At 72.0% G+C, this 24798-nt stretch carries 22 protein-coding genes; 15 read left to right on the plus strand and 7 right to left on the minus strand.

Annotation, left to right across the window (positions count from 1 at the left end):
* Window positions 1-58: 58 nt before the first annotated feature.
* Both ACTWP9_RS18960 and ACTWP9_RS18965 read right to left on the minus strand, forming a co-directional pair.
* Entirely contained in the window at window positions 59-916 is an 858-nt protein-coding gene (locus ACTWP9_RS18960; protein ID WP_443247385.1) for an SMP-30/gluconolactonase/LRE family protein, read from the minus strand.
* On the minus strand, window positions 916-1686 hold the full coding sequence (locus tag ACTWP9_RS18965; protein ID WP_443247386.1) for an IclR family transcriptional regulator: 771 nt from the start codon (window positions 1684-1686) through the stop codon (window positions 916-918). The genes ACTWP9_RS18960 and ACTWP9_RS18965 overlap by 1 nt, the downstream gene beginning before the upstream one ends.
* Window positions 1687-1797: 111 nt before the next feature.
* Between ACTWP9_RS18965 and ACTWP9_RS18970 the strand changes: the two genes are divergently transcribed.
* The 3 genes from ACTWP9_RS18970 (at window position 1798) to ACTWP9_RS18980 (ending at window position 4785) form a co-directional block, all read left to right on the plus strand.
* Entirely contained in the window at window positions 1798-2028 is a 231-nt protein-coding gene (locus ACTWP9_RS18970; RefSeq protein ID WP_443247387.1) for a DUF6480 family protein, read from the plus strand.
* Between the two features lie 360 nt (window positions 2029-2388).
* The gene (locus ACTWP9_RS18975) at window positions 2389-3453 is read left to right on the plus strand and encodes a SigB/SigF/SigG family RNA polymerase sigma factor (RefSeq protein ID WP_443247388.1); all 1065 of its coding nucleotides are present in this window, start codon (window positions 2389-2391) and stop codon (window positions 3451-3453) included.
* Between the two features lie 114 nt (window positions 3454-3567).
* Complete coding sequence (locus tag ACTWP9_RS18980; protein WP_443247389.1) at window positions 3568-4785, plus strand: cytochrome P450 family protein; 1218 nt, start codon at window positions 3568-3570, stop codon at window positions 4783-4785.
* On the opposite strand, the gene ACTWP9_RS18985 is transcribed toward ACTWP9_RS18980, so the two are convergent.
* The gene (locus ACTWP9_RS18985) at window positions 4775-5602 is read right to left on the minus strand and encodes a FadR/GntR family transcriptional regulator (RefSeq protein WP_443247390.1); all 828 of its coding nucleotides are present in this window, start codon (window positions 5600-5602) and stop codon (window positions 4775-4777) included. The genes ACTWP9_RS18980 and ACTWP9_RS18985 overlap by 11 nt on opposite strands.
* A gap of 220 nt (window positions 5603-5822) precedes the next feature.
* Between ACTWP9_RS18985 and ACTWP9_RS18990 the strand changes: the two genes are divergently transcribed.
* The 8 genes from ACTWP9_RS18990 (at window position 5823) to ACTWP9_RS19025 (ending at window position 15873) form a co-directional block, all read left to right on the plus strand.
* Window positions 5823-7862 (plus strand): beta-galactosidase, encoded by a 2040-nt coding sequence (locus ACTWP9_RS18990; protein WP_443247391.1) that lies wholly within the window; start codon window positions 5823-5825, stop codon window positions 7860-7862.
* A 159-nt stretch (window positions 7863-8021) separates the two neighbouring features.
* Window positions 8022-9350, plus strand: coding sequence for an ABC transporter substrate-binding protein (locus ACTWP9_RS18995; RefSeq protein ID WP_443247392.1), 1329 nt, complete (start codon window positions 8022-8024; stop codon window positions 9348-9350).
* Complete coding sequence (locus ACTWP9_RS19000) at window positions 9347-10282, plus strand: carbohydrate ABC transporter permease (protein WP_443247393.1); 936 nt, start codon at window positions 9347-9349, stop codon at window positions 10280-10282. Before ACTWP9_RS18995 ends, ACTWP9_RS19000 begins: the two co-directional genes overlap by 4 nt.
* Entirely contained in the window at window positions 10279-11121 is an 843-nt protein-coding gene (locus ACTWP9_RS19005; protein ID WP_443247394.1) for a carbohydrate ABC transporter permease, read from the plus strand. Before ACTWP9_RS19000 ends, ACTWP9_RS19005 begins: the two co-directional genes overlap by 4 nt.
* 3 nt (window positions 11122-11124) lie before the next feature.
* Window positions 11125-12273, plus strand: a complete 1149-nt coding sequence (gene dgoD / locus ACTWP9_RS19010; RefSeq protein ID WP_443247395.1) for a galactonate dehydratase — start codon at window positions 11125-11127, stop codon at window positions 12271-12273.
* Window positions 12274-12407: 134 nt separating this feature from the next.
* Complete coding sequence (locus tag ACTWP9_RS19015; protein ID WP_443247396.1) at window positions 12408-13211, plus strand: serine/threonine protein kinase; 804 nt, start codon at window positions 12408-12410, stop codon at window positions 13209-13211.
* On the plus strand, window positions 13204-14799 hold the full coding sequence (locus tag ACTWP9_RS19020) for a serine/threonine-protein kinase (protein WP_443247397.1): 1596 nt from the start codon (window positions 13204-13206) through the stop codon (window positions 14797-14799). Before ACTWP9_RS19015 ends, ACTWP9_RS19020 begins: the two co-directional genes overlap by 8 nt.
* A 330-nt stretch (window positions 14800-15129) precedes the next feature.
* On the plus strand, window positions 15130-15873 hold the full coding sequence (locus ACTWP9_RS19025) for a uracil-DNA glycosylase (RefSeq protein ID WP_443247398.1): 744 nt from the start codon (window positions 15130-15132) through the stop codon (window positions 15871-15873).
* A gap of 69 nt (window positions 15874-15942) precedes the next feature.
* Here the strand turns inward: ACTWP9_RS19025 and ACTWP9_RS19030 are convergent, their stop codons facing one another.
* From ACTWP9_RS19030 to tdh, 3 genes are read right to left on the minus strand one after another with little or no spacing between them, the layout of a single operon-like run.
* Complete coding sequence (locus ACTWP9_RS19030) at window positions 15943-16842, minus strand: LysR family transcriptional regulator (RefSeq protein WP_443247399.1); 900 nt, start codon at window positions 16840-16842, stop codon at window positions 15943-15945.
* On the minus strand, window positions 16839-18056 hold the full coding sequence (locus ACTWP9_RS19035) for a glycine C-acetyltransferase (RefSeq protein ID WP_443247400.1): 1218 nt from the start codon (window positions 18054-18056) through the stop codon (window positions 16839-16841). The genes ACTWP9_RS19030 and ACTWP9_RS19035 overlap by 4 nt, the downstream gene beginning before the upstream one ends.
* Window positions 18057-18092: 36 nt before the next feature.
* A complete protein-coding gene (tdh, locus tag ACTWP9_RS19040) occupies window positions 18093-19121 on the minus strand; it encodes an L-threonine 3-dehydrogenase (protein WP_443247401.1) in 1029 nt (342 codons plus the stop codon).
* A 267-nt stretch (window positions 19122-19388) separates the two neighbouring features.
* Here tdh and ACTWP9_RS19045 point away from each other — a divergent pair, with 267 nt between their 5' ends.
* The 3 genes from ACTWP9_RS19045 to ACTWP9_RS19055 all read left to right on the plus strand — a co-directional run bounded on the left by ACTWP9_RS19045 (window position 19389) and on the right by ACTWP9_RS19055 (window position 22594).
* Window positions 19389-20390 (plus strand): ATP-dependent DNA ligase, encoded by a 1002-nt coding sequence (locus tag ACTWP9_RS19045; RefSeq protein ID WP_443247402.1) that lies wholly within the window; start codon window positions 19389-19391, stop codon window positions 20388-20390.
* Between the two features lie 439 nt (window positions 20391-20829).
* Entirely contained in the window at window positions 20830-22062 is a 1233-nt protein-coding gene (locus tag ACTWP9_RS19050; RefSeq protein ID WP_443247403.1) for an APC family permease, read from the plus strand.
* Window positions 22063-22186: 124 nt separating this feature from the next.
* Window positions 22187-22594: a hypothetical protein gene (locus tag ACTWP9_RS19055; RefSeq protein WP_443247404.1), complete on the plus strand. Its 408-nt coding sequence runs from the start codon at window positions 22187-22189 to the stop codon at window positions 22592-22594.
* A 104-nt stretch (window positions 22595-22698) separates the two neighbouring features.
* On the opposite strand, the gene ACTWP9_RS19060 is transcribed toward ACTWP9_RS19055, so the two are convergent.
* Window positions 22699-23874, minus strand: coding sequence for an FAD-dependent monooxygenase (locus ACTWP9_RS19060; RefSeq protein WP_443247405.1), 1176 nt, complete (start codon window positions 23872-23874; stop codon window positions 22699-22701).
* Between the two features lie 216 nt (window positions 23875-24090).
* Here ACTWP9_RS19060 and ACTWP9_RS19065 point away from each other — a divergent pair, with 216 nt between their 5' ends.
* Window positions 24091-24609, plus strand: a complete 519-nt coding sequence (locus ACTWP9_RS19065; protein ID WP_443247498.1) for a TetR/AcrR family transcriptional regulator — start codon at window positions 24091-24093, stop codon at window positions 24607-24609.
* Window positions 24610-24798 lie beyond the last annotated feature (189 nt).

The raw sequence follows: 24798 nt of genomic DNA on the forward strand, positions 1-24798 counted from the left end.
CTGCGCGTTGCGGTCTGCGGAGGGCTTGTGGCGGGCCGGGACGGAGGCCAATGCGGCCTCAGCCCGCGAAGGGCGGCTGCGCAAGGCCCGTGCCCGTGTCCGGGAGGACGAGGAGGGAACCGGCCTGCGGTGAGGGCTCGTTCAGGCCGACGCGGGCCGTGGTGATGTAGAGGTCGGCGAGCCCTGCGCCGCCGAACGCACACGCGGTGGGCCGCTGGACAGGCAGTCCGACGACCCGGTCCAGCACCCCCTCCGGCGTATAACGCCGCACTGCGGCGCCGTCCCACAGGGCCACCCACACGCACCCGTCCGCGTCCACGGTCAGCCCGTCCGGATAGCCCGCGCCCTCCTCGATCCCGGCCAGCGGGCGCCGCCCGGCGACGGCGCCGCCCTCGTGGACGTCGAAGATGTCGATGCGCCGCGTGGGGGTGTCGATGTAGTACATCCGCTGCCCGTCCGGGCTCCAGCCGGTGCCGTTGGAGACGGTGACGTCGTCGAGGACGGTGGTGGCCGTCCCGTCCGGGGCCAGCCGCACCAGCGTGCCACCGCCGGGCGTCTCGTCGTAACACATCGTGCCCGCCCACAGCGCGCCGTCGGGGGCGACCGCCGCGTCGTTGCCGCGGCGGCCGGGAGACGGGTCGCGGTGCAGCCAGGAGAAGCCGCCGTCGGCGTCGTACAGCCCCACACCGTCCCGCAGGTTGACCACCAGCCCGCCGCCCGCGCGCGGCTTGGCGGCGCCCACATGCTGTTCGGTGGTCATCAGGGTGCGGTTGCCGGTCGCGGGATCGAAGGTGTGGACCCGGGCGCCGAGGATGTCCACCCAGATCAGCCGGCCGGCCGCCGGATCCCAGGTCGGTCCCTCGCCCAGTTCGGCGGATGCCTGGAGCGCGGTCTCGACTTCCGTCCCTGATCCCATCACAGCCCCCTGTGGCCCAGCCGTTCGGACAACCGTACAGCGCCGCGCTGCGCCAACTCCGACAGCTCCGCGCGGCGTTCCTCGCTCCACCGGATCAACGGTACGGAGATGGACAGCGCCGCCACCACCCGGCCGGAACGGTCCCGTACGGGCGCGGCCACACAGCTCACATCGGGGTTCGACTCGCTCTCCTCGACGGCGAACCCGCGCTCCGCGATCCGCTTCAGCTCTTCGCGCAGCGTCGCCGCGTCGGTGATGCTGTTGGGCGTCATGGCGCGCAGCTCGGCACCGTCCGGCAGCCTGGCCGCGAGCTCCTCGGAGGGCAGCGAGGCGAGCAGCATCTTGCCGACCGCGGTGCAGTGCGCGGGCAGCCGCCGGCCGGCGGCCGAGACCATCCGCACCGCCTGCGTGGAATCCACCTTCGCGACGTAGATGACGTCCGTTCCCTCCAGGATCGCCACATGCACCGTCTCCTCGCAGGTCTCCGCCACCGAGCGGGCCACCTGCTGCCCCTCGGCCGCGAGGTCGAGCTGCTCGGCGTAGCGGCTGCCGAGCTGGTAGGCGCGCACTCCCAGCCGGTAGTGGCCCGCCTTGCCCGGGACGGGCACGAGGTAGGAGCGCGCAGTCAGGGTGCCGACCAGTTCGTGCACCGTGGTGCGGGGCAGCTGCAGCTTGCGCACTATGTCGGGTGCCGAGAGTGTGCCGTCCCCTTCCAGGAACAGCTCCAGAATGTCCAGCGCCCGGGTCACAGCGGGCACGAGCCGTCCCATGGCTCCTCCTGTTCCGTCCTGTTCGAAATCTCAACAAACGATCGAAGCTCCGAACAGTCTATCCGGGGCGCCCCAGGTGTACGAGGGGGCGTCGAGGTCCACCCGGAAGGTATGACGTACCCCAATCCTGACCCCGATCCGGAGCGCACCCCCGGGCTGGAGAAGAGCGGACTGGTCCCGCCCGGCGAGACGCCGCCCGGGGAGGGCTGTCTGTCGGAGGCCGGTCCGCGCGAGACGCACAACCCGACCAAGGGCTGGAGCACGGTGCCGGTCGTTCTGATCGCCCTCGTGGTGGTGGCCGTGCTCCTGTTCTTCGTGGGGTATCTCGTCGGCCTGATGTGAGCGTCGGGGTCCCCTGGTGCGGCTCCGGGGCGCAGCGCGGGGTACTGCCACCCCGCGACGGCCCGCGGCCACCCCGCGGGGGAGGCGCCGCGCAGAGTGCCCGGGTGCCGGTCCCGATCCCGCGCAAACGCCGATTGCCGGGCGGCAACTACGGTGTGTCCGTACTACAGTACCCGCTGCAAACGGCCGTGACCTGCGATGACCTGCGAAGATGCCGTGCGGCGTGGTTTGTGTCACGGTGAAATCGGGCCGCTGGATTTCCGGCGGCAACACCTTCGGATCCTGTCCGGAAGCGGACTGGGGGATCGCTTCTCGCCTGTCTTACACAGCACCCATGTGAGACGTGGGAGTGAGCAGCCCATGAACACCACGCGGTTCCGCACCACCGAGGACGGCACCACCCCTGCCGTCCCGACCGAGGGCACGGACGCCACCGGCGCCACGGAAGCCCCATGCACCACGGACGCCGCAGACCCCGCGGACCCCGCAGATCCTGCGGACACCGGGGGCGCAACGGACGCCGGGGCCACCGCGGCCGCCGGGGACGCCACGGACGCCGTGGAGGGAGCCACCGTGTCCCACGCCCACCGTCGTACCCACCACGACGCCCCCGACACCGCCGCCGACTTCGCCGAGTTGGTGAAGCTGCCCGAAGGCTGCCCCGAGCGCCGGCGGCTCCAGGACTGTGTGGTCACGGCCTGGCTGCCGATGGCGCACCGGCTCGCCCGCAAGTTCCGCAACCGCGGCGAGTCGCTGGAAGATCTCGAACAGGTCGCCGCGCTCGCACTGGTCAAGTCCGTCGAGCGCTACGACCCGGCCCGGGGCAACGCCTTCGAGACCTTCGCCATACCGACGATCTACGGCGAGCTGAAGCGGCACTTCCGGGACAACATGTGGGAGATCCACGTCCCGCGCCGCGTCCAGGACCTGCGCAACCGGGTACGCGCCAGCATGCGGGAGCTGGAGCTGACCTCTTCCGGGCGCTCACCCACCGTCGCCGAGCTGGCGGCGCACAGTGGCCTCTCGGAAGAGGACACCCTCACCGGCATGGAAGCCCTCCAGTGCTTCAACTCCCTCTCGCTGGATGCGCCCGTCTCCTCCGAGGCCGGTGGCGGAGGGGACGGCTCCGGTGACGGGGCGATCTGCCTGATGGACACCCTCAGCTCGGACGAGAACGGCTACGACCATGTGGTCGACCGCGAAGCGGTCCGGTCCTGTCTGTGCCGGCTCCCCGAGCGGGAGCAGCGGCTGCTGTACCTGCGCTTCTTCCGCGAGCTCACGCAGTCGCAGATCGCTCGCCGGCTGGGCGTCTCCCAGATGCACGTCTCCCGCCTCCTCGCCGCGGCCTGCCGCCGTGTGCGGGAGGAGATCGAGGAGGAGCGCGACCAGGAACCCCCCGCCAAGTCGCCGCGCGCCGCCGCCTGAGAGCGCGCCCGAAGGGGTCTCGTCCTCCGCCGGAAGCCCGGGTTCTAGCCTGTGCGCCAGCACGTTCGCGCCAGCTCACCGAGCCCGCTCACAGATCTGACGGAGAGAACGAGAATGACGGCACTGCCGCAGCCTTTCGACGAGTCGTTCCGGGCCATGCCGCACGCTGTGTACAACAAGCTGCGGGACGAGGCCGCCGTACACCGGGTCGCACTGCCCGACGGCGCCGAGGTCTGGCTCGTCACCCGCGACAAGGACGTACGCGCCGGCCTCGCCGACCCCCGGCTGTCCGTCAACAAGGCGCACTCCACCGGTGGCTACCAGGGTTTCTCCCTCCCGCCCGCGCTGGATGCGAACCTCCTCAACCTCGACCACGACGACCACATACGGCTGCGGCGGCTCGTCGCGCAGGGCTTCACCCCGCGGCGCGCCGAGGCGATGCGCGCCGGGATCCAGGCGGTGGCCGACCGGCTCACGGACGGGCTGGCGGAGCGGCTGGAGAGCGACGGAGTGGCCGATCTGGTGCAGGAGTTCGCCGCCCCGCTGCCCCTGACGGTCGTCTGCGACCTGTTCGAGGTGCCCGAGGCGGACCGTCGGCCGTTCGCCTCCTGGGTGACGACGATGCTCGCGATGGAGAGCCCGCAACAGGTCGGCGAGGCGATCTCGCAGATGCACGATTTCCTGCGCCGGCTGGTGGCCGAGCGCAGGAGCGCGCCCGGCGACGATCTCCTCTCCGCGCTCATCGAGGCCCGAGACGAGGGGGACCGGCTCTCCGAGGACGAGCTGTGCTCCCTCGCCTTCCTCGTCCTGGGCGCGGGCATCGAGAACGTGCAGCACCTGCTGAGCGGGGGCTTCCTCGCCCTGCTGCGGCACCCGAGGCAGCTCGCCGCACTGCGGGGCGACTCCTCGCTGCTGCCCGACGCGGTCGAGGAACTGATGCGGTACGCGCATCCGAACCTGACGGCGATCCGGCGGTTCCCCACCGAGCCGGTGGAGTTCGGCGGGGTGCGGATCCCGGCCGGTGACACGGTGCTGTTCGCCCTCGCCGCTGCCCATCGCGATCCCGCCCGCTACGAGGAGCCGGACCGGTTCGACATCCGGCGCCGCACTGGGGGTACCTCCCGGCCGGAGGCTGGGGGAATGCACCTGGCCCTCGGGCAGGGCATGCACTACTGCCTGGGTGCCCCGCTCGCCCGTATGGAGATCGGGCTTGCGCTGGAGGCGCTGCTCAGCCGCTTCCCTGTGCTGCGCTTGGCGGTGGAGCCCGACGAACTCCGCTGGCAGACCTCGTTCCGCTCCCACGCGCTGCGCGCATTGCCGCTCACCCGCTGAGGGGGTGCCCCTTCCCGATGTTTTCGGGCTGCGGCTTGCGTTGTGGCTGGTCGCGCAGTTCCCCGCGCCCCTTACGGGGCGCGTCCCCCCGGCCGGGAGGGCGCTCCCGCAGCAGGGCCACATCCTGCGCGGCCTGCGCCAGCAGCCCCCGCATGGCCTCCTCCGCGGCGTCGGCGTCCCGTGCGCGTACGGCGTCCAGGACCGCGCGGTGGCTGGGCACCGGGTCGAGAGGGTGGTGGCCGGGCCCGTGCACGAGGCGGTCGCGGGCGGCCCGCACGGTGGAGATCACCATCTCCATGCGCTCCAGCAGCTCGTTGTGCGAGGCGGCCAGCAGCGCCCGGTGGAAGGTGAGGTCCGCCTCGACGGCCTCGGGCGCGCCGTCGGCGGCCTCGCACATGGCCTCCAGGGCCCGCTCCAGCGCGGCGAGATCGGCGTCGGTACGGCGCTCGGCGGCCAGCCGTACCGCGGCGGGCTCCACGATGCCGCGCACCTCGTCCAGATCGCGCAGCAGCGGCGGGCCCGCATCGGAGGCGGCGGCGGTGGCGGACTGGAACTGCCAGCGCAGCACGTCCGCGTCCAGCAGGTTCCAGTCGGTGCGCGGGCGTATGAAGGTGCCCCGCTTCTGCCGGGCGTCGACCATGCCCTTGGCCGCCAGCACCTTCAGCGACTCGCGGAGCGCGGTGAGGCTGACGCCCAACTCGGCCTGGAGCGCCCCGAGGTCGAGGGTGGCGCCCTCGCGGAGGGCGCCGCTGAGCACCCGGTGGGCGAGGGCCTCCACGGTCTGCCCGTGTACGCCCCGCGGCGCGTAGCCAGCCATCGGGACCTCCTGTTGTTTCCCCCGGTACGCCTGCTGTTCCTCCGGCGTTCGGGCCGATCTCATCCCGGCGACGACTTTACGACGCCCCCCGACAGTCCACGATCTCGGGCGGATTGCCGTCAAGGAACTATTCATAAATAACGAGTTCTTGTACGGTGCGGCGTCATCACGGTCTCCCGCTCTGCCCGGCATCCGACTCGTCGCAGGGGGCGCAGCATTCATGACGGCAGCCGACCACCGTTCCGGAACCAGCTTTGGCATCCGCACCTTCGAGCCCGCCCGACTGCACTTCGGCGGCGACTACAACCCCGAGCACTGGCCGGAGGAGGTGTGGGCAGAGGACATCCGGCTGATGAAGGAGGCCGGGGTCACCATGGTCACGGCCGGAATCTTCTCCTGGGGACTGGTCGAACCCCGGCCCGGCAGCTACGGCTTCGGCTGGTTCGACCGCGTCATGGGCCGGCTCGGCGACGCCGGCATCCAGGTCTGTCTGGCCACCATGACCGCCTCTCCGCCGCCCTGGCTGAGCCGACAGCACCCGGAGATCCTGCCCGAGACCGCCGACGGCGTCCGCAAGTGGCCCGGCTCCCGGCAGCACTACTGCCCCTCCAGCCCGGTCTACCGCACCCGCGCCGTCCGCCTCGTGGAACAGCTCGCCACCCGCTACGCCGAGCACTCGGCGCTGGCCCTGTGGCACATCGGCAACGAGTACGGGTGCAGCAACCCGGTCTGCTACTGCGAGGTGTCGGCCGCCGACTTCCGCCGCTGGCTTCGCGAGCGCTACGGCACCGTCGAAGCCCTCAACGCGGCCTGGTCCACCACTTTCTGGTCGCAGCGCTACGGCGACTTCGAGGAGGTGCTGCCGCCGCGTACGACGCCGACCCACGCCAACCCCACCCAGCAGCTGGACTACGCCCGCTTCAGCGACGACGCGCTGCTGCAGTGCTATCTGGCCGAGCGCGAAGTACTGCGCCGTATCACCCCCGATGTGCCGGTCACCACCAACCACATGCCGCACCACAAGCCGGTCGACCCGTTCCGCTGGGCGGCGTACGAGGACGTCACAGCGCTGGACTACTACCAGGAGCCGTACGACAGCGAGACGCACATCGACGCCGCTGCCGCGTTCGATGTGACGCGCTGCGCCGGGGGCGGACGGCCGTGGATGCTGATGGAGCAGGCACCCGGCGCCGTCAACTGGCGGGCCCGCAACGGCCCCAAGCCGCCCGGCGCTATGCGGCTGTGGAGCTGGCAGGCCGTCGCACAGGGCGCCGACGCGGTGCTCTACTTCCAGTGGCGCCAGTCCCAGGGCGGCGCCGAGAAGTTCCACTCCGCGATGGTGCCGCACGCCGGGACCGGCACCCGGATCTTCCGCGAGGTCAGCGCGCTGGGCCAGGAACTGGCCACGGTGCCGCAGCTCGCGGGCACCCGCTGCAGTTCCGAAGTGGCGCTGCTGGCCGACTGGAACAGCTGGTGGGCGCTGGAGCAGGGCTCGCACCCCTCCTCGGCCCTCAGCCATCGCGAGACGCTGCTGCGCCACTACAAGCCGCTCTTCGACGCCGGGGTGCCCTGCGACATCGTCCCGCCCGACCGCGCGCTCGGCGGCTACCGGCTGGTGGTCGTCCCCAATCTGTATCTGATGAGCGAGGAGACCGCGGAGCGGCTGACCGCCTACGTACGCGACGGGGGTCACCTGTTCGTGTCGTACTTCACCGGCATCGCCGACGAGTGCGACCGCGTCCACCTGGGCGGCTATCCGGCGCCGCTGCGCGAGGTGCTGGGGCTGCGGGTCGAGGAGTTCTGGCCGCTGGACGAGGGCGCCCGCGTGCTGCTGCGGGGCGAGCTGAGCGGCCAGGCCGATCTGTGGTCGGAGGCCATCGATCTCGCGGGGGCGCGTGCCGTGGCCACATTCGGGGACGGCGAGTTGGCCGGGCGGCCCGCACTGACCCGGCACGCTTTCGGGGACGGCGTGGCCTGGTACGCGGGCACGCGCCCCGAGCCCGCACTGATGCGCGCCCTGATGGACCGCGTACGGGACGAGGCCGGCGCCGCACCCGTGCTCGCGGAGCTGCCCGACGGAGTGCAGGTCACCGTCCGTGAGGGCGCGGCCGGCCGATTCCTGTTCCTGCTCAACCACGGCGCGGCCCCGGCCGCAGTGACGCTCCCGCATCCCGCGCGGAACCTTCTCGACCCCGCTGCGGAGCCCGCCGCCGCCCTCACCCTTCCGGCCCGTGGCGTCGCGGTGCTGGGCACCCCATAAGGGGCGCGGGAACTGCGCGATCAATCACAACGCACCCGCACACAAACGCGTGCCCCGTCGAACAACGGCGGATTGCCGCAGCTCGGCACCGCCGAACACCGCTCACGTGCTTCTCGCCGTCGCGGCGGGAAGGGTTGGTCCCTCTGACAAGGAGGTCGGATGCCCACCCGAAGAAAACTGCTGGCGGCAACCGCTGCCGCAGCCGCCATCCCCGCGATAGCGGCCTGCGGCGAGCAGGCGGGCGCGGCCCGGATGACGAAGCAGACCCGCCGCACCCCCGGGCGGCGGGTGAACCTCGTCTTCTGGACCTGGGTCCCCCTGCAGAAGGCCGCGGCGCTGTGGAACAAGCAGAACCCCGACATCCACGTCACCGTGCAGACGGTCCCCGCCAACACCTCCGGCGGCTACCAGAAGATGCACGCCGCTCTCAAGGCCGGTGACCCGCCCGATCTGGCCCAGATCGAGTACTACGCACTGCCGGAGTTCATGCTGGTCCGCGGCCTGACGGACCTCAGCAAGTACGGTGCCGACCGGCTCAAGGACAGTTACGTCGACTGGCAGTGGCAGCAGGGCGTCTTCGCGGGCCGGACCTATGCCATGCCGCAGGGCTCCGGGCCGATGGGCTTCTTCTACCGCGCCGACCTGTACGACAAGTGGGACCTGGAAGTTCCCCGCACCTGGGACGAGTTCCGGCAGACGGCACTGAAGATCAAGAAGCGTTCCGGCGGCTCCTACATCACCGCATTTCCGCCCGTCAACGCGCAGTGGTTCGCCTCCTTCCCCTGGCAGCGCGGCGCCCACTGGGTGCGTACCGAGGGTGATACCTGGATCGTGGATCTGACCAGCGAGGAGTCGCTGCAGGTGGCCGACTTCTGGGACGGGCTGATCCGGGACAAGCTGGTAGCGACGATCCAGGACTCGCAGGGCTCCTTCTTCAAGGGCCTGCAGACCGGGCAGCTCGCGAGCTGGCTCGGCGCCCAGTGGCAGGACGCCCTCATCCGCGGCAACGCGCCCGGCACCAAGGGCAAGTGGCGGGTGGCGGAGCTGCCCCAGTGGGAGCGGGGTGAGCACGCCTCGGCGAACTGGGGCGGCTCCTCCACCGCGATCCTGCAAGGCACCCGGCACCCCGAGGAAGCGCTGAAGTTCGCCCACTGGCTCAACACCGACCCCGCCAGCATCAAGCTGCTGGTGGAGGCCGGATACGGCTGGCCCTCCGCCGAACTGGACCTGAAAGAGTCCCCGTTGGGCAAGCCGGACCCGTTCTTCGACGGGCAGGTCTACAACGAGGTCTTCCAGGTCTCGGACCGCAATGTGGACACCAGTTGGCGCTTCTCGCCCACCACCACCCAGTCCTACGCACACATCCAGGACAACATCGGCCGGGTCGTCGCGGGCCACGGCACCATCGGGGAAGCGCTCGCGGACGCCCAGACCAAGTTCGTCGACGATCTCAAGGCCAAGGGCCTGGACGCGAGGAGCGCCCGATGACGACGTCCAGCACAGGGAGAAAGCCCGATCGTCACCGCCGCAGCGCGCGCCCCGACCGCAAGGCGTGGGTGTTCCTCGGCCCGTTCCTCGCCGTCTACGTCTTCGCGATGATCCTGCCGATCTGCTACGCGATCTACCAGAGCCTGCTGACCGTGGAACGCTCGGGCCCGCTGGGTCTTGGCGAGCCGTCCGTCGAGTTCGCCGGGCTGGACAACTACGCGCTCGCCCTCGAGCAGACCGCGTTCCTGGAAGGCTTCGGCCGCGTGCTGCTGTTCGGCGTCGTGCAGGTGCCGGTGATGCTGGTGCTGGCCCTCGTCCTGGCGCTGCTGCTCGACCAGGTGAAGGACCGCTGGGCCGGGCTGCTGCGGGCCACCTACTTCCTGCCGTACGGCATTCCCGGTGTCATCGCCACCCTGCTGTGGGGCTTTCTGTATGTGCCGGGGATCAGCCCGATCAACGACCTGCTCGGGGAGTTCGGCTTCCAGCCGGACTTCCTCAGCTACGACAACATCCTGTGGTCCATCGCGAACATCGTCGTCTGGGAGTTCGCGGGCTACAACATGCTGATCATCGTCGCCCAGCTCAAGTCGATCCCCCAGGAGCTGTACGAGGCGGCCAGGATCGACGGCGCGGGGCCGTGGCAGGTCGCGCTGCGCATCAAGCTCCCGCTGGTGCGCCCTGCGCTCATCCTCACCTGCGTCTTCTCCATCATCGGCACCATGCAGCTGTTCGCGGAGCCGCTGGTCCTCAAGAAACTCGCACCTGTCGTCACCAACAACTTCACGCCGAACCTCAGCGCCTACTTCGACGCCTTCGCCAACGCCAACGTCTATCTGGCAGCCGCCAAGTCGGTGCTCCTCGCCGTCGTCGCGATGGTGCTGTCCTTCTCCTTCCTCAGCCTGGTCAGCCGCAAGCGGAAGGATGACCGATGAGAACGCTGCGTCCCGGACGGATCCTGCTCGTCGCCTTCCTCGCGCTGGCCGCCGGCTACTTCCTGCTGCCCGTCTACTGGCTTGTCATCGCGGCCACCAAGTCGAACGAGAGCCTCTACGGCAGCTTCGGGCTGTGGTTCGACAACCCGCGGCTGTGGCACAACCTGTCGCAGATCTTCACCTACAACGGCCACATATACCCCCGCTGGGCACTCAACTCCCTCTTCTACGCGGGCGTCGGCGCCCTCCTGGCCACACTGCTGTCAGCCGCCGCGGGCTTCGCCCTGGCCAAGTACCGCTTCCGGGGGCGCGAGGCCGTCTTCAAGTGTGTGCTCGCCGGTGTGCTGCTGCCGTCCACGGCGCTGGCGCTGCCGCTCTATCTGATGTTCAACAAGATCGGGCTGACCAACACTTACTGGGGTGTGCTCATCCCCAGCATCGTCAGCCCCTTCGGCGTCTATCTGTGCCGCATCTACGCCGAGTCCGCCGTGTCCGACAACCTGCTGGAGGCCGCGCGGGTGGACGGCGCGGGGGAGGAGCGCATCTTCTTCACGGTGGTGCTGCGGCTGATGACCCCGGCGCTGGTGACGGTGTTCCTCTTCCAGTTCGTCCACATCTGGAACAACTATTTCCTGCCCCTGGTGATGCTCTCCGACGAGCGCAAGTACCCGATCACCCTGGGCCTGGTCGCGTGGAAGGAGGCCGCGGACCGGGTTCCCGAACTCACCCAGTACACCGTCGGGGGCGCTTTCGTCTCCGTCATCCCGCTCGCCGTTGCCATGCTCGTCCTCCAGCGGTACTGGCGGACAGGGCTGACCGAGGGAAGCGTGAAGGAGTAGCAATTGCGGATCGCCAGGGTCGAGACCTTTGCTGTGCCGCCGCGCTGGCTGTTCTGTCGCATCGAGACCGACAGCGGACTCGTCGGCTGGGGCGAACCGGTGGTGGAGGGCCGCACCGACACCGTCCGTGCAGCCGTGCACGAACTCGCCGAGCAGTTCCTGCTCGGTGCCGACCCGCTGCGGATCGAGGACCACTGGCAGCTGATGACCAAGGGCTCCTTCTACCGCGGCGGACCCGTCCTCTCCTCCGCCGTCGCCGGCCTCGATCAGGCCCTGTGGGACATCGCGGGCAAGGCGTACGGCGCACCCGTGCACCAGCTCCTCGGCGGGCCGGTGCGCGAGCGGGCCCGCGCCTACTGCTGGGTGGGCGGTGACGAACCGGCCGATGTGCGCGAGCAGGTGGCGGCGCAGATGGCGGCCGGTTTCACCGCCGTCAAGATGAACGCCTCCGGGCGCACCGACCGGCTGCCCACCGCCGCGGCGCTCGACGCCGTCGCGGCCCGCGCCGAGGCGGCCCGCGAAGCCCTCGGGCCCGACGGTGACTTCGCCGTCGACTTCCACGGCCGGTTCTCCGTCGCGGGCGCCATCCGGGCGCTGTCCGTACTGGAGCCGTACGGGCCGATGTTCGCCGAGGAGCCCGTACTGCCCGAGTACACCCATCTGCTCGGCCGGGTGACCGAGGGGACCACCGTTCCGATCGCCACCGGGGAGCGGCTCTTCTCCCGTACGGACGTACTGCCCGCGCTGCAGGCCGGCATCGCAGTGATCCAGCCGGACCTCTCGCACGCGGGCGGGCTCTCCGAGGTACGGCGCATCGCCTCGCTCGCCGAGACCTGGGACGTCGCGGTCGCCCCGCACTGCCCGCTCGGACCGCTGGCGCTGGCGGCCAGTCTCCAACTGGCCTTCTGCACCCCGAACTTCCTGATCCAGGAACAGTCCATCGGCATCCACTACAACACCGGCGCCGAACTGCTCGACTATGTGGTGGACCGCGAGGTGTTCCGCTTCCAGGACGGACATCTGCTCCGCCCCACAGGCCCCGGGCTGGGTGTGACCGTCGACGAGCGGGCCGTGCGCGAGGCCGACAGCAAGGCCGAGAGCTGGCACAACCCCATATGGCGTCACCCGGACGGAGGGTTCGCCGAATGGTGAGCTCACCCTGGGGGGTGGTGCTGCCTCCGGGCCGCGGCTGAAAACCTTCCACTCTGGCAGCCGAGCGTCCAGCGTGGTCCCTGACAGACGTCAGGGCCGATATAGGATGCCCGCGCCGAAGGGGGAGGCTGATCATGGACACGGTCATCGTTCAACTGCCGGACCAGCCGGGAAGCGACGCCGGCGAGTTCGGCGACCGGCCGCGTCTGCTGCACCTGGGGCCCGGGGAGACGGCGGACTTCGGCCGCGGCGGAGCTGACAGCCCGGTAGAGGTCGCGCTGTCCGATCCGGGCGTCTCCCGGCACGCGGGCCAGATCACGGCCGCCGAGGACTACTGGCGGCTCTCCAACTACAGCGGCAACGTCACCTATGTGGTGGAGAACATGGAGGGCGCCGGGGAGCACATCAAGGTGGCGCCGGGCAGGCTGGGCGCACCGGTCCCGTTCGAGTTCTCCCGCGTCGTACTGCCCTCCCGCGACGGCGAGGTGCACTTCAAGGTGTTCGCACCGGAGCACATGTATCTGGACACCGGCGTCGGCGTCCGCTCCGGGGAGCCCACCCAGAGCCCTTTCGCGCTGGACCAGACCTCCAAGTACTTCCTGGTGCTGCTCGCACTGTGCGAGCCCCGGCTGCGCGACCCCTCCAGCGGGGCCATCCCCGGCGTCAGCGAGATCCTGGAGCGGCTGCGCCCCGTGGAGGGCTGCCAGGACCTGACGCGCTCGGCCGTCAACTACCACATCGAGTACCTGGCCACGGTCAAGCTGCGGCTGCGCAACGACGACGAACGCGCCACCGGCACCAACCACAAACGCGCCGAACTCGTCGCCCTCGCCCTCCGCTTCGATCTCGTCCGGGAAGAACACCTCGCGCTGCTGCGGCCCGCGCGGAGTGAACGCAAGGAGCGCAAGGAGCACAAGGAGAACGCAGGGCATGGCTGACGGCGGCGCAACCGGCCGGATCGACCTGCCCGCCGGCTACCGGGTGGGGGACTGGGAGCTGACCGGCGCGATCGGCGCGGGCAGTTGGGGCGTCGTCTACGCGGCGCGCGGGACGGACGGCACCCAGGCGGCGGTGAAGTTCCTGCCGACCCAGCTGTTGCCGCCCGGGCAGCGCGAATCCATGGCCGAACTGGTGCGGCGCGAGGTCCGCTTCAGCCTGGAGACCCGCCACCCGAACGTGGTGCGCACCCACGAAGCGCTCACGGTCCACGACGCCGACCGGCCCGACCTGGACGGTGCGACCGCGCTGGTCATGGACCGCGCCGAGCGCAGCCTCCAGGAGCTGCTGACCCCCGGCTCCGGCGAGGGCCCCGCGCCGCTGCCGGACGCGGCACACATCCTCGCCGGGGTCAGCGCCGGGCTGGCCCACATCCACCAACGCGGCTGGGTGCACGGCGACCTCAAGCCCGGCAACGTACTGCTGGCAGCCGGCGGCGAAGTGTGGCTGGGCGACTTCGGGCTGACCGTCGAGCTGGACGGCACCCACGCCTATGTGCCGCCGCTGGGTTCCCTCGACCACGTACCGCCCGAGTGGTGGTCCGACCGCGAGGGCGGGCACAGCGTGGTGCGCCCCACCGCGGACATCTGGGCTTTCGGGGTGCTGGCCCACCAGGTGCTCACCGGCGGACTGCACCCCTTTCCCGGCAGCACCCCGCGCGCCCGCGCGCTGGGCGCCCAGGCATACGCACGCGGCAACGCCGAACTGCGTCTCGACAACAGCGTCCCGCAGGGCTGGCGGGAACTGATCGCCGACTGCCTCAAGCCCGACCACACCTCCCGCGCGGCGCTGGACGCCGGGGAACTCGCGGCCCGGGTACGGGAACTGGAAGGCACCGGCCGGGCGGGACGGGGCAGCTTCGGCAGCCCGTTCCGCTCCGACCGCGGGGGACGTCCCGGCCGCTCGGGGCACCGCTCGGCCGGAGGCCGGCGGAGCCGCCGCCTCACCGTCGTCGCGGCAGCCGTCGCCGTCCCGCTCGTCGCCGCCGGCTCGGTCGTCCTGCTGCGGGCCGACGACGACCCGACCTCCTCCTCCGGGGGAGAGACGCCCAGCGCCTCGCCTTCCGTGCCCGGCGCCATCCCCGCCGACTCCGACGTGCCCCGCAAGCTGCGCCCGGTCATCACCAAGGCGGCGCTCAAGTGCGCCGAGGACGAGGTCACGCCCGCCTTCCTCGCCGCCATGCTGAAGGCGGAGAGCGGCTTCGACGCGAACGCCAGACGGCCGCAGACCGATGAGTACGGCATTGCCATGTGGACGCCGTCCGTCTTCAAGGGATGGGCCCAGGACGGCGACAAGGACGGCGACAAGAGCTATATGTCGCCGCCGGACGCCATCGCTGCGATGTCCAACTTCGTGTGCTGGCTCGACCAGCAGTACAAGGAGAAGGGCATGCGCGAAGACCTGCCCGCGCTGATGGCCGCCGGCTACCGCACCAGCTCCCGTACGGTCCTCGAGGCGGGCGGCGTCCCGGAGCGGGTGCGGCCGCATGTGAACCGCGTCGAGCGCTATCTGAAGCAGTACACCAGCTGAGCCCGTGAAGCCCTGAAGCCGCCTGCCCACGGGGTGCAGGCGGCTTCAGGGCGGCGACCGCTCACGGGGGACGGGCTCGCGCGAGGCTCCACCGCGCTACCCGGCCCCCATGCCCCCCGGACGCCGACCCGCCTGCTTCCCGCACGTCGGCCATGGGCCAGCACGGCCGCCGCGTTCGGGCCGTTCGGCTCGACGGGTCCCGGCCCTGGCCGCTCGTCAGCGGCCGGGGCCGTTGTGCTCCACCCTAGGAAGAGGCAGGTCCAGCGAGTACCTGACGAATGTCAGGACAACGGGACCGGACGGAGCGACGGAGCAGGAGGATCACAGCGGATGAGTTATCCCGGCCGGCAGGCCCCCCGAGCGCCCGATCTGCGTACGCTCGACGCGGCGCTGACCGAGTGCCGGGCCTGTCCGCGGCTGGTGGAGTGGCGGGAGGAGGCGGCACGCGTCAAACGTCCGGCCTTCCGGGACTGGGAGTACTGGGCGCGGCCCGTGCCCGGGTTCGGCCCGCCGGACGCGCGGATGCTGCTCGTCGGCCTGGCTCCGGCCGCGCACGGAGGCAACCGGACCGGGCGGATGTTCACCGGTGACCGCTCCGGTGATGCCCTCGTCGCCGCGCTGTACGACCTCGGCCTGGCCTCGCAGCCTGCCTCCACCCACCGCGGCGACGGGCTGCGGCTGCACGGGGTGCGGTTCACCTCGCCGGTGCACTGTGCGCCGCCCGCCCACAAGCCCACCCCGGCCGAGCGGGACACCTGCCGCCCCTGGCTGGTACGGGAGCTGGAGCTGCTGCACCCCACGGTGCGTACCGTCGTCGCCCTCGGCGCCTTCGCCTGGCAGGCCCTGCTGCCGGTGTCGGCCGCCGGCGGCCGACATGTCCCCCGTCCCCGCCCCGTGTTCGGACATGGCGTCCGGGTCGAACTTCGCCCTGTCCGGGCGGATACGGCACCGCTGAGCGTGTACGGCTGCTACCACGTCACCCCGCGCAACACCTTCACCGGCAGGCTGACCCCCGCCATGCTGCGGGATGTGCTGCGCACGGCGGCCCGGGAGGCGGGGCTGCCGACCCGTTGAGCGTTCTGGTCGCGGCCCGTGGACGGTTCCGGCGGACCGCAGGCGCCCGGCGGAACCGCGGGGCACGCGTCAAGCGGCGGCTTCGCGCAGCGCGTCCAGTACCGGCCTGATCAGCGGATGCTCCTCGGCCCCGCGGCGCACGGCGGCGAACACCCGCCGCGTGGGCGGGCTGCCCTCCACGGGCTGTACGGCGACCCCGGCCCGGTCGGTACCGAGCAGCGCCGACCGCGGCACCAGGGCGACGCCCACCCCCGCGGAGGCGAGCGCGACGACGGCGCTGAAGTCGTCGGAGAAGTGCTCCATGGCGGGCTCGAAGCCCGCATGTTCGCAGGCGAGCACCACCACGTCGTGGCAGGGGTTGCCGGGGAAGGGCCCGATCCAGGTGTCCTTGGCCAGCTCGTCCAGCGGCACCCGGTCGGCGTCGGCCAGCCGGTGCCCCACGGGCACCACGGCGTCGAACGGCTCCGCGTACAGCGGCAGCCGCGTCAGCCGGGGGTCGTCCGGGCGGGGTGCGCCCCGGTACTCGACGGCCACCGCCACATCCGTCTCGCGGTCCAGCACCATCGGCAGGCTCGCGTCGCCTTCCGCGTCCTGGACCCGCACCCGGATTCCGGGCGCCGTACGGGCCAGCCGGGCGAGTGCGGGCGCGACCACCAGGCCGATGCCGGTGGCGAAGGAGGCCAGGTCCACCCGGCCCGCGGCGCCCGAGCCGTACGCCGCCAGCTCCGCCTCGGCCCGCTCCAGCTGGGCGAGGACCAGATTGGTGTGCGAGAGCAGGATCTCCCCGGCCGGGGTGAGCCGTACGCCCTTGGTGCCGCGCTCGACCAGCCGGTGGCCGGTCTCCTGCTCCAGCGCTGTCAGCTGCTGGGAGACGGCCGAGGGGGTCAGATAGAGCGCGGCGGCAGCGGCGGTCACCGTGCGGTGGTCGGCCACCGCACGGAGGATGTGCAGCCGCCGCGCTTCGATCACGAGACCGATTCTGCCCCAGTCGTCTTCGCGAGCTCTGCCCGGGATGCGACAAACGCGTCGATGGCCCGGTCGACATCCTCCGCGGAGTGCGCCGCCGACAGCTGCACCCGGATCCTGGCCTGCCCCTTCGGCACCACCGGGTAGGAGAACCCGATCACATACACCCCCCGCTCCAGCAGCAGCTCCGCCATCCGGGCCGCCTCGGCGGCGTCACCGATCATGACGGGCGCGATGGCGTGCTCCCCGGGGAGGATCGTGAAGCCCTCCTCGGTCATCCGGCGGCGGAACAGCTCGGTGTTGGCCTTCAGCTTCTCCCGCAGGTCACCGGCCGACTCCAGCAGGTCGAGCACCTTCAGCGAGGCCGCCGCGATCACCGGGGCCAGGCTGTTGGAGAACAGATACGGGCGCGAGCGCTGGCGCAGCAGCGCCGCGATCTCCGCGCGGGCCGCCACATAGCCGCCCGAGGCGCCGCCCAGCGCCTTGCCGAGGGTGCCGGTGATGATGTCGATCCGGTCCATGACGCCGTGCAGCTCCGGCGTTCCGCGCCCGCCCTCGCCGACGAAGCCGACCGCGTGCGAGTCGTCCACCATCACCATCGCGTCGTAGCGCTCGGCCAGGTCGCAGATCTCGGGCAGCGGTGCGAGGTAGCCGTCCATCGAGAAGACGCCGTCGGTGACGATCAGCCGGCGCCGGGCGTCCTGCGCCTGCTTGAGCTGCTGCTCCAGGTCGGCCATGTCGCGGTTGGCGTAGCGCAGGCGGCGGGCCTTGGACAGCCGGATGCCGTCGATGATCGAGGCGTGGTTGAGGGCGTCGGATATGACCGCGTCCTGCGCGTCGAGCAGCGTTTCGAACACGCCGCCGTTCGCGTCGAAACAGGACGAGTAGAGGACGGCGTCCTCCTGGCCGAGGAACGCCGAGAGCCGCGACTCCAGCTCCTTGTGCACCTCCTGGGTGCCGCAGATGAAGCGGACCGAGGCCATCCCGTAGCCCCAGCGGTCCAGCGCCGCGTGCGCAGCGGCGAGCACCTCGGGGTGGTCGGCCAGGCCGAGGTAGTTGTTGGCGCAGAAGTTGAGCACCTCGCCGGGCCGACCGCCCCCGGTCACCTCGACGGTGGCCGACTGCGGGGTGCCGATGACCCGCTCCGGCTTGTGCAGCCCGGCCGCGGTGATCTCGTCGAGGGTGGCGCGCAGCTCGTCGCGTACGGAGTCGAACATGCTGTCAGGTCTCCAGTGGATAGAACGAGAGGGGGCTCAGCTGGTCCAGTCGAGGACGACCTTGCCGCCGCGCCCGCCGGCCGCGTCGTCGAAGGCCGCGTCGAAGTCGCGGTAGTCGTACCGGCCGGTGATCACGGGGCCGAGGTCGAGGCCGCCCTCCAGCAGCACCGACATCGCGTACCAGGTCTCGAACATCTCCCGGCCGTAGATGCCCTTGATGGTGATCATCGAGGTGACGATCCGGGCCCAGTCCACGGCGAACTCCTCGGCGGGCAGCCCGAGCATCGCGATCTTCCCGCCGTGGGTCATGTTGGCGAGCATGTCGCGCAGGGCCACCGGGTTGCCGGACATCTCCAGGCCCACGTCGAAGCCCTCACGCAGCCCCAGGGTGCGCTGGCCGTCGGCGATGCTCGCGCCGGAGACGTTCAGTGCGAGGGAGGCGCCGACCTCGCGGGCCAGCTCCAGGCGCTCCTCGCTGACGTCGGTGACCACGACGTTCCGCGCCCCGGCGTGCTTGGCGACCGCCACCGCCATCAGCCCGATCGGGCCCGCGCCGGTGATCAGTACGTCCTCGCCGACGAGCGGGAAGGAGAGCGCGGTGTGCACGGCGTTGCCGAACGGGTCGAAGATCGCCGCGATGTCCGCGTCCACCGGGGTGCGGTGCACCCATACGTTCTCCGCGGGCAGTGCCACATACTCGGCGAAGGCGCCGTCCCGGCCGACGCCGAGCCCGACCGTGGCCCGGCACAGATGCCGGCGCCCGGCCAGACAGTTGCGGCACTTGCCGCAGACCAGATGGCCCTCGCCGCTCACGCGGTCGCCGGGCTCGATGTCGGTCACGTCCCGGCCGGTCTCCACGACCTCGCCGGTGAACTCGTGCCCCACCACCAGCGGTGCGGTCACCGCCTGCTGGGCCCAGCCGTCCCAGGCGCGGATGTGCAGATCGGTGCCGCAGATACCGGTCCGCTCCACCTTGATCAACACCTCGCCGGGGCCGGTGGCGGGCTCCGGCACATCGGCCAGCCACAGTCCCGGTTCGGCCTTCTCCTTGACCAGCGCCTTCACGCCACGGCTCCTGTCGTCTCGCGCCACGGCAGGGCGAAGCAGGGCCGGCAGGCCCTGTGCCCTGGAACGGGGGTGGGGCGGCGCTTTCCGTGCACACCGCCGCGTCAAACGTGCCGTACGGGGGCTCCAGGGTCCATCGAGGATTTCTTAACCGCGCCCGCAGCTTCCCTTCACACGCCGCTGTCCGCCGCTCGCCCTGGTCGCGCGGGCGCGGGCGCGGGCGCAGTCGCGGTCGCGGGCTTGGGCGTTCCGCGCTATATGTGACGTATGGGCGAGAACGGCAGGCGGCTCGTCCCGCCCATCTCCCCGATGACGGCCCGCACGGTCGATGTGCCGCCCCGCGCGCCCGGCCTCGCGTACGAGGCCAAGTGGGACGGCTACCGCGTACTGCTCTTCGCCCGCCCCGACGCGCCCCACCTCCAGTCGCGGCGTGGGAACGACCTCGGCCCCGGCTTCCCCGACATCCTGCGGGCCGCCGCGGAACTGGGCGAGGAGGCCGTCTTCGACGGGGAGCTGGTGGTGATCGAGGAGGGAGCAGTCAACTTCGCCGCGCTCCAGTCGCGGGCCCAGCGCACCGGGCGCCGCGCCGAGGCCGCAGCCGCCGCGCACCCGGCCCACTTCATCGCCTTCGATCTGCTGCAGCTCGACGACGAACTGACCATGACCCGCCCCTACCGTGAGCGCCGGGCCCTGCTGGAGGAGATCTTCACCCGCCGTGACCTCCAGTCGCCCTGGGCCCTGTGCCCGATGACGACCGACCCGGACCGGGCGAGCGAATGGCTGGACCCGGCCTGGGGCGCGGTCGGCGTCGAGGGCATGGTCGTCAAGGGCCTGGGCCAGCCCTACCGACCCGGCGAACGCGGCTGGCGCAAGCTGCGCGCCCGCGCTACCGCTGACGCGGTGGTCGGCGCGGTGACAGGCCCGGTGACCTCGCCCGACGCCCTGCTCCTGGGCCGTTACGACGCCGAGGGCGAACTCCTCATGGTGGCCCAGAGCGCGCCCGTCACCAACGTCCTGCGCCGCGAACTCGGCCCCCTGCTGACCCCTGCGGGGCCCGACCACCCCTGGACCGATGTGCAGTTCCGCTCCGGCTGGGGCACCCGCGACATCCTCGCCCACCGCTGCGTCGTCCCCGAACTGGTCGTCGAGTTCGAGGCCGACGTCGCCTTCGACGCGGGCCGCTGGCGCCACCCGGTCCAAGCGAGGCGCATCCGCGCGGAGTTGGCGCCGGAAGATGTCCCACACTTCCCCGCGGGCCCGGCCGACTGAAGTCGTGGTGTCGGGGGTCCGGGAGGTGTTCGCCGCCCCCCTTCCCGCCGCAGCGGTGCTCAGCCACGGCGAAGGTGCCCGGCGGTGCCAAGCTCTGCCGCGGTGCGGCTGCTTTTGGCACCGCCGGTCCGACGCGTGGGGCTTCTCGCCGCTGCGGCGGGAAGGGAGGCGGGGAGAAGAGGGGGCGCCGGGAAGAGGGGGAGGCGGCGGGACGAAGCACGCACGGCGGGGAGAAGGAGCCGTGGCGTGCTCGGCAGCCGAGAGCCGAGAGCCGAGAGCCGAGAGCCGGGCAGCCGAGAACCGAGCAGCCGAGAACCGAGCAGCCGAGAGCCCGGCGGCCGAGAGCCCGGCGGCCGGGCTGCCGGGCTAAGGTCGCCGGGGGCCGCGAACGACGCGGCGCACCCCATGGTCCGTCCGCGCAGACAGGGAGGGCAACGAGATGCCGAACTCGCAGTCCGGGACCGCGGTCCCGGACGAGTTGCGGCGGCGGCTCGGCGTACCGGACGCCGTTCTGATCGGCCTCGGCGCCATGATCGGCGCCGGGGTCTTCGCGGCGCTGGCGCCCGCCGCCCGCGCCGCCGGGTCCGGGCTGCTGCTCGGTCTCGCGCTGGCGGCCCGTTACCCGACCTCCGGCGGCACGTATGTGTACGGCCGCGAGCGGCTGGGGGAGTTCTGGGGATATCTGGCGGGGTGGGCGTTCGTCGTCGGAAAGACCGCCTCGTGCGCGGCGATGGCCCTGACGGTCGGCTCGTACGTATGGCCCGCACAGGCGCACGCCGTCGCGGTGGCCGCCGTGGTGGCGCTGACCGCCGTCAACTACGCGGGGGTACAGAAGACGGCCTGGCTGACGCGGGCGATCGTGGCCGTGGTGCTGGCCGTCCTCGCCGCCGTCGTGGTGGCCGCGCTCACCGCGCAGGGTGCGGTGGCCGACCGGCTGGCGCCCGGTGGCGACGTCTCGGCCGGCGGCGTCCTCCAGGCGGCCGGACTGCTGTTCTTCGCCTTCGCCGGGTACGCCCGGATCGCCACGCTGGGCGAGGAGGTACGCGATCCGCGGCGCACCATCCCCCTCGCCGTCCCGCTGGCCCTCTTCCTCACCCTGGTCGTCTACGCGGCCGTCGCGGCTGCCGCGCTGGCGGTGCTGGGCCCGGAGCGGCTGGCCGACGCCACCGCGCCGCTCGTGGACACCGCGCGGGCCGCGGGCGCCGACTGGCTGGCACCTGTGGTGCGGGTGGGGGCCGCGGTCGCCGCGCTCGGCTCGCTGCTCGCCCTCGTCCTCGGCGTCTCCCGTACCACGCTCGCCATGGCCCGCGACCGCCATCTGCCGCCCGTACTCTCCGCGGTCCATCCGCGCTTCGGAGTGCCGCACCGCGCCGAACTCGCGGTCGGCGCCGTGGTGGCCGTGGTCGCGGCGACGGCCGACGTACGCGGCGCCATCGGGTTCTCCTCCTTCGGAGTGCTCCTCTACTACGCCGTTGCCAACGCCTCGGCCTGGACCCTCACTTCCGCCGAGGGCCGTCCGCCCAGGATCGTGCCGGTCGTCGGGCTGGTGGGCTGCCTGGTGCTTGCCTGCGCGCTGCCGCTGTCGTCGGTCGCCTCGGGGGCCGCCGTCCTGGCCCTCGGCGCGGGCGTCTTCGGGCTGCGCCGTCTCCTCGGCACCCGTACGGGGAGCTGACGCGGGTCCGTTCGTACGCAGCGATTGCCCTGTCCGGACCAGCACCGCGCGCACGGTCCGGTCACTCGGGGCAGCGTGGAAGCAGCGTCTCGCAGCAAGCAGCATTCGAACCGAAGGAGCCCCCATGCGTCGCTTCCCCCTCCCGTCACGCACCGCAACCACCATCGCCGCGCTCGCCGTGACAGCGCTGGTCCCGCTCTGCGGAGTCGCCCAGGCCGCACCCTCCGACCACACGCCTGGGACGACCGCGTCCACCCCGGCACCGGGCGCCGATTCCCAGCCCGGCGGCCACTCCGAGGGTGGCTCCCACTCCCAGCCCGGCGGCCACTCCCAGCCGGGCGGCCACTCCGAGGGTGGCTCCCACTCCCAGCCCGGCGGCCACTCCCAGCCGGGCGGCCACTCCGAGGGTGGCTCCCACTCCCAGCCCGGCGGCCACTCCGAGCCCGGCGCCCACTCCGAGGGCGGCTCCCGGCCGCTGAAGATCGGCGGCCGTGACGGCATCTTCGGGCTCGGCTTCCTCGGTCTCCTCTGACACCGGCCCCGGCCCTCACCCCACCCCGCGCCGAACCGCTCGACTGCCGCTGTGCAGCGAGCGGTTCGGCGTGCCCGAGGCCGGTCTGCGGTCTCGTTCTCCCGTCAGCCGATGGCCGGCGGTTGCCAGTCGGCGTGCTGCAGCACGGCCCGGAGCGTGGCGCCCGAAGGTGCGAGCCGCATCGCCGTGTTGCGCAGCGCCACGGCCAGCGGGTGGGACAGCTGCTGTCCCAGTCGGCCGGCCTGCCGGGCGGCGCGGGCCACGGCCTGGCTGCGGGGGCGCCGCTCGGCGTCGTACCGGGTCAGTGCCGCTGCCACGTCCGGTGCTGCGGCGAGCGCGGCGGCCAGCACGACGGCGTCCTCCAGTGCCTGACAGGCACCCTGCCCAAGGTGCGGCGTCATCGCGTGAGCCGCGTCGCCGAGCAGGGCGATGCGGCCGGCGGCGAACCGCGGCAGGGGCGTGACCAGTTCGCTGATGTCGTGGTGCAGCACGGCCTCGGGGCGGGTGGCGGCCAGGAGCCGAGGGATCGGCTCGTGCCAGCGTCCGAACCGGCGGCGCATCGCGGCGAGCGTGTCCTGGTGGCGGACTCCGGGCGGTGCGGTGAGGACCGCATGCCATTCGGCCCGGCCGTCGGCGAACGCGATATGGCCGAACTCCGCGCCGTCGCCCCATGTCAGCTCGAAGTCGGTCCCCGTATCGACCGGGCCGTCGCTGATGGCGCGTACGACTGTCGAGCCGCTGTACACCGGGCCCGGATGGTGTGGGAAGAGGTGGCTGCGCAGCCGGCTGTTGACCCCGTCGGCGGCCACCACGAGGTCCGCTTGCAGGAGGTCCGCTTGCAGGACGGTGTCCCCGAGCGGCAGCCGTACCCGGTCGTGGTCCGGATCGTCCTCGACGGACCGCACCTCCTCGCCGGTCACCAGCGCCGTGGACGGCAGCGCCTCGCGCAGCGCCCGGTGGAGTGCGGTGCGGGGTATGCCGGTGATCGGCGTGCCCAGCTCGCGCTCCAGCGCCGCCCCGTCCATGCGGGCCAGCAGCCGGCCGGCCGGGGTACGGGTGCCGCCCGTGTACTGGGGCCTGGCCGCCTCCCGCACCGAAGCGCCGACCCCCAGCGCGTCCAGGGCGCGCATGCCGTTGGCGTGCAGGGAGATGCCGGCGCCCGCGTCGGCGAGTACCGGGGCGCGCTCGACGACCGTCACCTCCCAGCCGATGCGCCGCAGACCGATGGCGGCAGCCAGTCCCCCGATGCCGCCGCCGACCACGACCGCGCGGTGTCCCATAGGAGCCTCCTTCTACATCTGTAGAAGAAGGCTACATCGGTGCTTCTACAGGTGTAGAAAGAGGGGGTGTCCAACGAGAACCGAGCCGTAGACAGCCGTACCGAAGTCAGCCGCAGCCAAGACGGCCCCGCCCAAGACGGCCCCGCCCAGGACCGCCCCGCCCAGGACCGCCGTACCGACCGCCCGGACCGTCGTACCGTTCTCGCCGACGCGGCCATCGAGGTGCTGGCCGAGAGCGGGATGCGGGGCCTGACCCACCGTGCCGTGGACCGGGCGGCCGGGCTGCCGCCCGGCACCACCTCCGCGTACTGCCGCACCCGGCAAGCCCTGCTGACCGCGCTGGTCGCCCGCCTGGTCGCGCGTGACCAGGCGGAGCTCGAAGAGGGCGGGCGCCGGCTCCCCGTCCTGCGCGACGCGGACGAACTCGCCGGGGCGCTGGCCGGGTTCGTCCGACGACGGCTGACGGGGGAGGGGCGCCGCCGGACGCTCGCCCGGTACGCCTGCACGGTCGAGAGCGTGCACCACCCGGAGCTGCGCGAGATCCTGCTGCCCCGCGAGAACGCCGCCCGGGACGCGGTACGCGCCTTTCTGGCAGCGCACGGGGTCACGGAGCCGGAGGAGCGCACCCTCACCCTGCTGGCCTGCGTGGACGGGCTGGTCTTCGACCGCCTGGTGAACGGCGGGGACATCGCGGAGGAAGAGCTGCGCGGGCTGGTCACGACCGCACTGCGGTAGCCCGGCGGGTCCGGCACGGGATCGGGTACGACTTCCGTCTCCCGGGCCGCGACGTTGGTCGGCGGCGGGGCGGGGAGCCTGTCGCATGCCGGGAGCCCGCCGGGTCCCCCGGAGGAGGGAAGCGGCGCACCGAGCAGCAGGTGACGCTCGTTCCCAGGTCGGCAGCGCTCCGAGCCGAGACCTGGGAGT

Source organism: Streptomyces sp. 3N207 (assembly GCF_052246355.1).
GTDB lineage: Bacteria > Actinomycetota > Actinomycetes > Streptomycetales > Streptomycetaceae > Streptomyces.